Annotated in this window: 7 protein-coding genes and 1 tRNA gene; 4 read left to right on the top strand and 4 right to left on the bottom strand. The window is 36.3% G+C overall.

Going from position 1 to position 11100, the window contains the following annotated elements; translation table 11 throughout:
• The 3 genes from L1S34_RS08795 to L1S34_RS08785 form a co-directional block, all read left to right on the top strand.
• On the top strand, positions 1 to 2326 hold a 2326-nt coding region (locus L1S34_RS08795), incomplete at its 5' end, for a gliding motility-associated C-terminal domain-containing protein (protein ID WP_236363698.1).
• Positions 2327 to 2378: 52 nt separating this feature from the next.
• Complete coding sequence (locus L1S34_RS08790) at positions 2379 to 3293, top strand: PorP/SprF family type IX secretion system membrane protein (RefSeq protein WP_236363697.1); 915 nt, start codon at positions 2379 to 2381, stop codon at positions 3291 to 3293.
• 1 nt (position 3294) lies between these two features.
• Positions 3295 to 5253 carry an OmpA family protein gene (locus L1S34_RS08785; RefSeq protein ID WP_236363696.1) on the top strand — a complete coding sequence of 653 codons (1959 nt, stop codon included), beginning with the start codon at positions 3295 to 3297 and terminating at the stop codon, positions 5251 to 5253.
• Between the two features lie 149 nt (positions 5254 to 5402).
• On the opposite strand, the gene L1S34_RS08780 is transcribed toward L1S34_RS08785, so the two are convergent.
• Positions 5403 to 5735, bottom strand: coding sequence for an ArsR/SmtB family transcription factor (locus L1S34_RS08780; protein WP_166133953.1), 333 nt, complete (start codon positions 5733 to 5735; stop codon positions 5403 to 5405).
• 179 nt (positions 5736 to 5914) lie between these two features.
• Here L1S34_RS08780 and L1S34_RS08775 point away from each other — a divergent pair, with 179 nt between their 5' ends.
• The gene (locus L1S34_RS08775) at positions 5915 to 9043 is read left to right on the top strand and encodes a TonB-dependent receptor (protein ID WP_236363695.1); all 3129 of its coding nucleotides are present in this window, start codon (positions 5915 to 5917) and stop codon (positions 9041 to 9043) included.
• A gap of 1 nt (position 9044) precedes the next feature.
• Here L1S34_RS08775 and L1S34_RS08770 read toward each other — a convergent pair whose 3' ends face one another.
• The 3 genes from L1S34_RS08770 to L1S34_RS08760 form a co-directional block, all read right to left on the bottom strand.
• Entirely contained in the window at positions 9045 to 10337 is a 1293-nt protein-coding gene (locus tag L1S34_RS08770; RefSeq protein ID WP_236363694.1) for a type II toxin-antitoxin system HipA family toxin, read from the bottom strand.
• Positions 10337 to 10684, bottom strand: coding sequence for a helix-turn-helix domain-containing protein (locus L1S34_RS08765; protein ID WP_236363693.1), 348 nt, complete (start codon positions 10682 to 10684; stop codon positions 10337 to 10339). The genes L1S34_RS08770 and L1S34_RS08765 overlap by 1 nt, the downstream gene beginning before the upstream one ends.
• A 275-nt stretch (positions 10685 to 10959) precedes the next feature.
• A tRNA-Arg gene (locus L1S34_RS08760) sits at positions 10960 to 11033 on the bottom strand.
• Between the last annotated feature and the right edge of the window lie 67 nt (positions 11034 to 11100).

Genomic DNA, 11100 nt, shown 5'->3' with positions numbered 1-11100 from the left:
GATTACCCAAGCCGATATTAATGCGGGAAGTGTTACCAATTCGGCAATAGGAAGCGCCACTGATCCATCAAATGTGATTGTTTCTGATACTTCGGGAACCACAACTACGAATGATTCGCCGACAGTTACGACAGTTCCAAAAACATCAAGTGTTGCTTTAGTAAAAACAGCTGTTTACAATGGCAACGCCACTGCCGCTCAAATTGGCGATACCATTACGTATACCTTCACCATCACCAACACAGGTAATACGACTTTAAGCAATGCAGTTGTTACCGATGTTAAATTAGGAATGAACAACGTAGTGGTAAGTCCAAGCACTTTGGCACCAAATGCAAGCGGAACCTTAACGCAGAACTACACGATTACCCAAGCCGATATAAATGCGGGAAGCGTTACGAATTCGGCAGTAGGAAGCGCCACTGATCCATCAAATGTAACAGTTTCAGATACATCGGGAGCAACAACTACGAACGATACAGCAACGGTAACCAATCTTCCAAAAACTTCAAGCGTAGCTTTAGTGAAAACTGCCGTTTACAATGGCAATGCGACAACTGCTCAAGTGGGAGATACGATTACTTATACATTTACTATAACCAACACAGGCAATACAACTTTAAGCAATGCCGTTGTAACGGATACTAAATTAGGTATGACCAATTTAGCGGTTAGCCCGAGTACTTTGGCACCAAGCGCAAGCGGCACTTTAACACAAAACTACACGATTACCCAAGCTGATATCGCTGCGGGAAGCGTTACGAATTCGGCAGTAGGAAGCGCTACGGATTCATCAAATACGACAGTCTCTGATATTTCAGGAACAACAACTACGAATGATACACCAACAGTAACTACAGTCCCATCTGCGCCAAGTACATCAAGCGTAGCATTAGTAAAAACGTCCGTTTATAATGGCAATGCCACAGCTGCTCAAGTAGGAGATACGATTACTTATACATTTACCATAACCAACACAGGTAATACAACTCTAACCAATGCAGTTGTTACTGATGCTAAATTGGGATTGACCAATGTAGCGGTAAGTCCAAGTACTTTGGCACCAAATACCAGCGGTACTTTAACACAAAACTACACAATAACCCAAGCCGATATCGATGCGGGAACGGTTACGAATTCGGCAGTAGGAAGCGCTAAAGATCCTTCAAATGCTACAGTCTCTGATATTTCAGGTACAACTACTACAAATGATTCGCCAACAGTTACGACACTTCCTTCTGCGCCAAGCATATCAAGCCTAGCTTTAGTGAAAACGGCAGTTTATATTGGAAATGCTGCTGCTGCAAAGGTTGGCGACACAATTACCTATACTTTCACCATCACCAACACAGGAAATACTAATTTAATCAATACTGTTGTTACTGATGCAAAATTAGGAATGACAAATGTAGCGGTTAGCCCGAGTACATTAGCACCAAACACTAGTGGTACTTTAACTCAAAGCTATACAATTACGCAAGGAGATATTGATGCAGGCCAAGTAGTAAATTCAGCATTAGCTGCGGGGCGTACACCACAAAATGTCCTTGTTCAAGACACCTCAGGAACTTCAATTACTAATGACACTCCAACCACGACAATTTTAAATTCTGTTTCAAGTATTAGCCTTTTAAAAGAAGGTGTTTATATAGATTCAAACAATGATGGAATTGTAAATATTGGAGATCGAATAAATTATACATTCACTGTTCAAAATACGGGACAAACAACTTTGAGCAATGTGATGATTTCTGATCCTAATGTTATTGTTGTTGGGCAAGCAATTCCAACTCTGGCAGTAAATGCAATAAATAGTACTAATTTCTCAGCTTCATATCTCATTACACAAAGTGACATAAGTGCAGGTGTAGTTTACAATTTGGCAACAGTAACTTCCACAAACCCGAAAGGAATGACAGTAACAGCTACATCATCAGATCCAACGCCTTGTGTTACATGTCCAGTAAGTCCTACATGTTTAACATGTACGATTACTGAGTTGCCTATAAATGATTGTGCTGTTGAGGTTTTCAATGCAGTATCGCCAAATACGGGTGACGATTTTGAGCGTATTTTATATATCAAAGGAATTGAGTGCTATCCGAATAATACGGTGCAAATATTTGATCGTTGGGGGGTAAAAGTTTTTGATCTAGCAGGCTACAATAATACAAATAAGGCTTTTAGAGGAATGTCAGAAGGTAGAGTAACCATACAACAATCCTCAGGATTGCCGACAGGAACTTATTTTTATGTAATTGATTACACCAATTTTGCAGGTGAAAAAATAGAAAAAACAGGCTATTTACATTTAGAAAACGATTAAAGTTTCACTACTGTTCAATTTGCGCATTGCTTACTTTTCTAAAACAAAAACTATGAAAAAAATATATACATTTATCCTGCTTATTTTTATTTGTAGTGCTTCATTTGCACAGCAAGACTCACAATATACGCACTACATGTACAATACTATTAACATCAATCCTGCTTATGCGGGTAATAGAGGTGCTCTAAGCATATTCGGATTGCATCGTACGCAATGGATGGGCCTAGAAGGGGCACCTACAACTTATGCAGCCTCAATAAATTCGCCAATTGAAAACTCAAAATTGGGTTACGGATTATCTTTGGTAAATGATAAAATTGGTGCAGGAAATCAAAGTAATATTGCTGTTGATCTGTCTTATACGATAATGATTTCTGAGGAGTTTGATTTATCATTTGGGATCAAAGGTTCTGTTGATTTATTGAATGTGGATTATACAAAATTGAATCGTTATAATGTCAATAATCCAATTTTTCAAAACAATATCGACAATGAATTTTCACCAAATGTGGGAGCAGGATTGTTTTTTTTCTCTGAAAAAATGTACTTAGGAGCTTCCGTGCCTTACTTTTTAGCAACCAAACATTTTGATGATAATACTAGCGGTATTGAAATTGATCGTTTACATTATTATTTTATAGGAGGATATGTTTTTGATTTGAGTTCGAATATAAAACTAAAACCTAGTTTCTTAACAAAAGTGGTTGCAGGAGCGCCTTTGCAAGTTGACCTCTCTGCTAATGTTTTGTTCTCTGAAAAATTCACATTAGGATTAGCCTATCGTGTAGACGCAGCAGCAACAGCAATGACAGGTTTTCAAGTAAACAAAAATTGGTTTATAGGTTACAGTTATGATTTTGAAACCACCAAATTGAACAATTATAATTCAGGTTCACATGAACTTTTTTTACGCTATGAACTACCTAAAATCAAGAGAAGAACAATAACACCAAGATTTTTTTAAGATGAAAAACTATCCTAAACAACATATACTTTTTACACTCTTTGTCTTTGGTTATACCGTTATTAGCTCTGCGCAAAACACCGAAAAAAAAGCAGCTACTGACTACGAAAATTATGCTTTTGTAGATGCTAAAAAGACCTACGAACGCTTGTACGAGAAAGGATTAAAATCGCCTGATCTAGTATTAAAATTAGCAAACAGCTGTTATTTTAACGCCGATTTTGAGAGTGCAGCTAAATATTATAAAGCATTTTTTGATTTGGGACAAAATACAGTCTCAGCTGAATTGTACTACCGATACGCACAATCTCTTAAAGCAATTACGGAGTATGCCAAGGCAGATGAAATGATGGAAAAGTTTAAAAAACAAAACAGCAGTGATGGTAGAGCCAAATTAGCTTTAAACCAAAAAGATTATTTAGCTGTAATAAAAAGTAATTCTGGCAGATTTGATATCACTAATGCAGGAATTAACAGTAAATATTCAGATTATGGAACTGCATTTTACCAAGATAAGGTAGTTTTTGCTACTGGAAGAGATGTTAGTTCAAAATCGGATAAAATGGATCCTTGGACAGGCGAGGGGTATACCAATCTTTATTTATCAAATAAAAATGCCGATGGGACATTGGCTTCAGCCAAAATTTTAGAAGGGAATTTAAATACTAAATACCATGAGTCTACACCTGTATTTACCAAAAATGGTAAAACAGTATATTTTACTCGTAACAATTTTGTTAACGGAAAAATAGGAAATGATGAGAATGCAACCATTTTATTGAAAATTTATAAAGCCGAACTGATTGATGGGCAGTGGAAAAATATTGTTGAGCTGCCCTTCAATAGCGATCAATACAGTGCAGCGCATCCCGTCCTAAGCACTGATGAAAAAACACTCTATTTTGCCTCAAATATGCCCGGAACCATTGGGCAATCGGATATTTTTAAGGTAGCAATAGGCTTTGATGGTTCTTTAGGAACTCCCGAAAATTTGGGCAATAAAATTAATACCGAAGGCCGAGAAACTTTTCCTTTTATTTCAAATGAAAACGAATTGTATTTCGCCTCTGATGGGCATCCAGGACTTGGTGGATTAGATGTTTTCGTAGCTAAAGGTAAAAAAGAAGGGGTTTACGATGAGGTAATAAATGTAGGTGCCCCATTAAATAGCTCAAAAGATGATTTTGGTTTCATTATAAATACAGCTACTAAACTAGGATTTGTTACATCTAACCGAGACGGCGGAGTAGGTGGCGATGATATTTATCGCATCAAAGAAATTAAACCTTTGCAGACCGCTTGCGAGCAAACTTTGGCAGGCATAGTAACAGATAGCAATACCAAAAAAGCAATCGAGGGTGTGCAAATTGTATTGTATGATGATAATTATAAAAACCTACGCTCATTGATGACCGATGCTGATGGTAAATTTAATTTTGGTGTAGTCGACTGTTCCCAAAAATATTATTTACAGTTATCTAAAAAAAATTATCATGTCGAAGAAATCCCTACCAATACGGGCGATCAATCTGGTGAAACATTTTTGCCTGTAGTACTTGAAGAAAGTATTCAAAGAGTGGGACTTGGAGATGATTTAGCAAAGGTTTTTAAAATTAATCCTATTTATTTTGACTTCAATAAAGCAGATATTCGTATGGATGCTGAAATCGAACTTTCTAAGATATTAGATTTTTTATTGGCTAATCCTGGTATCAAAATTGAAATTAGATCACATACGGATAGTAGACTTTCTGATGCCTATAATTTTAATTTATCTAAAAGACGTGCCGACTCAACCAAAAACTGGTTGATAAAATATGGTGTAGACGCTACCAGATTAAAAGCTTATGGCTATGGTGAATCGCAACTTCTTAATAAATGTGCGGATAATGTAGTTTGCACCGAAGCGGAACACCAACAAAACAGAAGAAGCGAATTTATTATCGTTGAAATTAAATAATTTGTTGAACCTAACAGAAAAGCCAAATAAGCAAGTAGTCTACAAAAAGCTATTTCGTTCCTTTGGCTTTTTTATTTTACAGTTCGTCTACATTTGTGATAAATGTTTTTAGCTATTTCAAATCTGACCAATCATAACCAAACATTACATTAACAACAATTTCTTTTCGGTCGATTGATCATTGTTCTTTTATTCAATCGATCAAAAATGGTAAAAACACGTTCCAATTTGTTCCATTCCAAAGTATAAAGCGATTGAGTTCCGCTAAATTTTCTACAAATTAGTTTTTCTTCTAACAAGTCATTCAAATGTTTTGATACAGTTGATTGTGAAAGGGGTAATTCTGCTACCAATTCTTTACAAGTACGGTCTTTATGTTTGGATAAAATTGTTATGATTTGAATTCGTGCTGGGTGAGACAAACATTTTGCCATTTGTGATAATTCCAATTCTAAAGCGTGAAAAGTATTGTTGTCTTTCATATTAATCGTATTTATTAGATGAATAAAATCTAATTTTTAATTTTTTTTTTGGTTGTTTTATATGTTGTTTATCAATTAGTTGTGATTTTTGTTTTAAATATTAATCGTTAAAGTACGATTGAAAGATACAACTTTCTTGTTAGCAGTTACGTATATTTCAGAAATATAAATTACGCTACATGAAAAACATTTGTACTTTTTTACTATTGTGCTGTTCTTTAATGCTTTGTGCTCAAGAAACTACAGGGATTTTAAAAGGAAATATTACTGATTCACAAGGAAATTTTTTACCAGCGGTAGCCGTTACGGTGCTGCAAAAAAGTACTGGAATTCAATACAGTACGCTATCACAAGGTGATGGATATTACGAGTTCAATCAATTGCCGCCAGCAGCTGATTATCAGGTTAAAATTGTACTCGATGGCTACGAAGCGTTAATAATAGAATCGGTTCAAATTTTATTGGGAAAAGCCACCAAAAGAGATTTGCAATTGATTGCAAATGCCCAACAGCTTCAAGAAGTTACGGTAGTTTCTAATTCTGGCTCTAAAAAAAATAATGAAAAAAGATTAAAAATTGAGGTGATAACGAGTCTGCCTAGCGCAAACAGAAGTATTCAGGATGCTACACGATTATTACCAGAGGCTAATTTAAATTCTTTTGGTGGAGCTAATTACCGATTCAATAATTTATCTATTGATGGTAGCTCAACAAATGATGTTCTTGGTTTTCAAGAACCGGCTAGCGGTGCTGCGGGATCAACTGCGTCAGGAACTCCAGGCGGTTTAGCAGGTACACAACCAATTGGATTCGGCGCCATTAGTGCTTTGTCTGTAAAAACAGCTCCTTTTGATGTAACTTTTGGTAATTTTACCGGTGCTAGTATTAATGCAGTCACCAAAAGTGGATCCAATAATACTGAAGGTTCAGTTTATACTTTTATAAAAAATAAAAATTTAATTGGTTCACATGCCAATGGAATTCGACAAGAAAATGCCGTTTTTACTGATTATACCTACGGTGTAAGTTTGGGTGGTAAACTAATCAAAAACAAATTGTTTTACTTTTTTAATGCCGAAGTTGGTGACCGCAATGAAACAGTGCTAAATGCGCCAGGAAGCGCCACTTCAAATATAGCTCCGGAAACCGTTGCTCAAATTGCTGACCGATTAAAAACGAAATACAATTACGATCCAGGAACAGCACTTGATGCGCAAATAGAACGAAAAAACACCAAGCTCTTTCTGCGTTTGGATTATAATATTTCAGATAATCACAAGCTCACACTTCGCAATAATTTTGTTACTGGTTTTGCTGATAATCTTGAATGGACACCCACAGTTTACAATTTCACCAATCAAGGTTACCGTCATAACTCGACCACAAATAGTATTGTAGCAGAATTAAAAAGTAAATTTTCAAATGCTTTGTCTAATAAGTTGACCGTTTCGTTATCTACTGTAAATGATGATCGAACTTATTCCGGACGCGTATTCCCACATATTGAAATTATAGACAATACTGCCAACACTATTTTTGCGGGAACGTATCGCGAGGCATCTGTTTATGGATTAACTTTAAACACCATTCAATTAACCGATAATGTAACCTATTATGTGAAAAATCATAAATTCACAGCAGGTGCGTCAACAGAAATCAATGCTATTGAATATCGTTTTTTAACTGCCTTTAACGGAAGATGGCAATACAATTCTGTTGCTAATTTTTTAAATGATCAACCAAGTCGAGTTCGAGGTGTGTACAATATCGAGAACAACGATTTTGAGTTGAATAAAAGAACGCCATCGGCTGATTATTCGGTGCTTTTGTCAAGCGCTTATGTTCAAGATGAAATCAGACTTTCAAAAAAGTTTTCGATTCTTGCTGGATTTAGATTAGACTGGCAAAATACACCAACACCGTTTCCAGTGTCAGATGATATCAAAAACACACCTGAATTTGCTGGCTATCAAAACAAGATTAATAGCAGGCCAATAATCAATCCTCGCTTTAATTTTAATTATACAATTGATTCGGCTGGAAAGTACAATTTAAAAGGAGGAACAGGACTTTTTACAGGGCGAATGCCTTTTGTTTGGTACGCCTATGAATACTATATCTCGGGAACCAAATATTTTAATATCGATTACCGACCAACGGGAAGCCTAGATTTAAATGAAGATTTGAGTCAATTAGCACCCTTACAAAGCAGAAGATTAACTGAAGTAAATTTGATAGACAACAATTTTAATTTACCAAGAGACTGGAAATCGAATATATCTCTTGATGTAGCTTTAAAAAATAATTTTGCTCTAAATTTTGAGGCTACCTACACCAAGACTTTAGATGGTTTATTGTTTCAATCCATCAACCGTAAAGAAGATCAAAAAAGTAATTTTGCAGGAGCAGACAATCGTCCGTACTACAACACATCGGCAGAAAGCATAAAGATCAATCCGAACTTTACCAACGTATTTTTGTTAACCAATACTTCACAAGGATACCGATACAATCTTACTTTTGGCTTGACCAAAACAGAGGAACGCTACAATGGATTTTTAGGATATACCTATGGCGTAAGTAAAGATATTTCGAGTACCAACCGCAACTCACATGCGGCTAATTTTGAATGGAATCAGGCTTTGGTTGCGAATGCTCCTGAACTTACAGCATCTAATTTTGACTTGCGTCACAAAATAGTTTCTTATCATTTTTATGACCTTCCAATCAAATCAAGAACTTTAAAATTTGGGCTTTTGTACAACGGAAGATCAGGAAGTCCGTTTAGTTTTGTCTACGAAGGTGACGTAAACCGTGATGGATCGGCTAAAAATGATATCCTTTATATTCCTAGAGACCAATCTGAAATTAGATTGCAAAACATAGTAAATAGTAGCAATCAAGTGGTAGTTTCGGCTGCAGACCAATGGTTACAGTTGGATGCGTACATTAATCAAAATGACTACTTGCGTAAAAATCGTGGTAGTTATGCCAGTCGCAATGCGGCGCGCACGCCTTGGAATCATCAGGTTGATTTGAAGGTTATTTTTGAAACAAAACTCTTTAAAAACAAACTCGAATTTGGATTGGATGTTTTTAATGTCGCGAATTTAATTTCTAAAAATTGGGGAACTCAAGTATACGTTCCTAATATCAATAACTCGGGTTATGCCTTACTTGATTTTGTGCGTATCGAAAATCAACAGCCTGTTTTTCAATTTAAAAATCCACAAGGTAAACCGTGGTTGGTTGATAATTTGAATTCAAGATGGCAAGGACAATTGAGTGCGACTTATCATTTTATGTAATTTACAGCTTCAAGTGGTAGCTGCCAATGCGCTCTTTGAATGCAGGATCTACTTGAGCTTGATCGGCAAAAGTGTACCAATTAGCAACTTTCAATTGAATTTGGTCTATAATATTAGTTGCTTTTTTGATGTTCATTGATTTAGCAACTAGTAAAAGATCTTCTCTTTGAAAATTTTTTCTTTTGCCGTTAATGCTTAAGTTGTGTTGGCTCACCCATTCGCTGTCTGGGCGGTACGCAAAGCAAACATCGTACGCGGGAGCAAGTTCCCAAGCACCACCTTTTTGAAGTCGAAAAGCAAAATTTTTTGTATGATCGTCGCAATTTCTAGCAATCACATTAAAAACCATTCTGCGAAATAATTGCTCGGCTTGCGGATAGGGCAGGCGCAACAAACGCATGGTTTGAAAAAGTTGCTCGTAGCTAAAACTGCTTATTTGATTAAAATCGTAATGCTGCATGGCGCACAAGGTCTGAATGTGATGCTTTTGTTGGCCTCCATCACGATCAAAGCGCTTGGTCATAAAATGCGCTCGATTATTTTCTTCAAGTAAACGCGACTCCATCATGTCAATTCCACAAGCTTTAGCCATATAATAGTACGCTAGTTCAATACGGCCGTAGCCTGTGCTTTCGCCAAATTGTACATCGCTCACCGTATCGAGTTTGATTAACCAATGATCAAAACCACTAGGAGCATTGGTTTGACCTGATTTTACTTGTCCTGTTTTTGCATTGTAGGCAATGATCGCTTTTGGGCGTGCGCCACCTGCCGAAGTTCCTATTTTAAGAATATCGAGCATGGCTTTTTGTTCGTCTTGAGTTAAATTCGTTTCAAATTCATCTCTACGAGAAAGCATTTTTTGAGAAATCTGAATCAAACTATCAATTTCTATATCAAAAGCTCTTTTAGTAGGTTGTAGTTGCGATGGCTCAAATTCTAAAGCGCCCATACCTCGAGAGCCTATAAAACACAAGAGCTCCACAGGATTCATACTGTTTTCAGGACGGCCATTTTGTGCTAGCCAACTATTGATTAATTGGTTTCCGTAATCATCGGGCAAAACGTCGGCTAATAAGCCAGGTAATCCTTTGAAAGTTTTGATTTGTTGTAATTCTGGAAACGAAAAAATGCGGTTGCTAGCGTTATTAATTGGCATTTTCAATGGAGCCAAATCGGTTTTAGTAGCAACAAATTTCGGATCGTATTCAAAACTAGCCAAGCCGGTTGTTGCATTCCACGCAATCGCTCCTACGGTGGTTCCCCAAATTTTGACAAAAGCAGTTGTTATCATTACCAAGCAGAATTTGAGGAGTTATCTGTATTGTTATTTCTGGCGCGTTGTCTTTTTTGTTTTTCTTGCTTGGCAAGTTGCAACGGACTTATTTGTTCTTGAATTGTAAATGAATTCAGGACATATAATAAATCTAAAACACGAAGCACTTGCAAAAGTGTTGGTAGCGTTACTGCTCCGCCTTTTTCTAATAAACTCAGTGTAGAGCGGCTGATGTTGGCAGCTTGCGCGATTTCCTCTTGTGTTTTATTTTGAGACAAGCGATGGTGTTTTACAAATGCTCCGATCGTTTGCGATAAAGCCAAATCACTCATTGCTACCCAATATATGTATGGTTTATCATTCATAATGTTATTAATTAAGTATTAATGATTGCTTTGTCATACAAAATTACAACAAAATATAGTATTGCTTACATAATGTTTTCTTTTTTATTTTAAAACATCTAGTGTTGAATACAAGTAGAGTTCTAGATTGTAAAACTATTTATCTGGTTTCTTAGAAAAGGAAAGAGAGTGATTTTATAAGGTTTACTATTTATATTTTAGATACTAACAAAGTAAAAATAGAGGTTTCAAAAAGTATAAATATAAAAAAAACCCCAACAAATGCTGGGGTTTTGTGACCTCGACTGGATTCAAACCAGTAACCTCTTGAGCCGTAATCAAGTGCGCTATTCAGTTGCGCCACGAGGCCCTTTTTGCAAAGCGACTATTTGTCTTGCTTGCGGGTGCAAATATAGGCATAAATGTGTAATTTGCAA

The sequence above is a fragment of the Flavobacterium sp. K77 genome, assembly GCF_021608205.1.
Lineage (GTDB): Bacteria > Bacteroidota > Bacteroidia > Flavobacteriales > Flavobacteriaceae > Flavobacterium > Flavobacterium turcicum.
Note: the sequence above shows the minus strand (reverse complement) of the source record. Positions and strands in the feature narration are given on the sequence as shown.

Coding starts and splice junctions, on each gene's coding strand:
- L1S34_RS08780 (WP_166133953.1), bottom strand. CDS start 5,735: ATGAAAGACAACAATACTTTTCACGCTTTAGAATTGGAATTATCACAA.
- L1S34_RS08770 (WP_236363694.1), bottom strand. CDS start 10,337: ATGATAACAACTGCTTTTGTCAAAATTTGGGGAACCACCGTAGGAGCG.
- L1S34_RS08785 (WP_236363696.1), top strand. CDS start 3,295: ATGAAAAACTATCCTAAACAACATATACTTTTTACACTCTTTGTCTTT.
- L1S34_RS08765 (WP_236363693.1), bottom strand. CDS start 10,684: ATGAATGATAAACCATACATATATTGGGTAGCAATGAGTGATTTGGCT.
- L1S34_RS08775 (WP_236363695.1), top strand. CDS start 5,915: ATGAAAAACATTTGTACTTTTTTACTATTGTGCTGTTCTTTAATGCTT.
- L1S34_RS08790 (WP_236363697.1), top strand. CDS start 2,379: ATGAAAAAAATATATACATTTATCCTGCTTATTTTTATTTGTAGTGCT.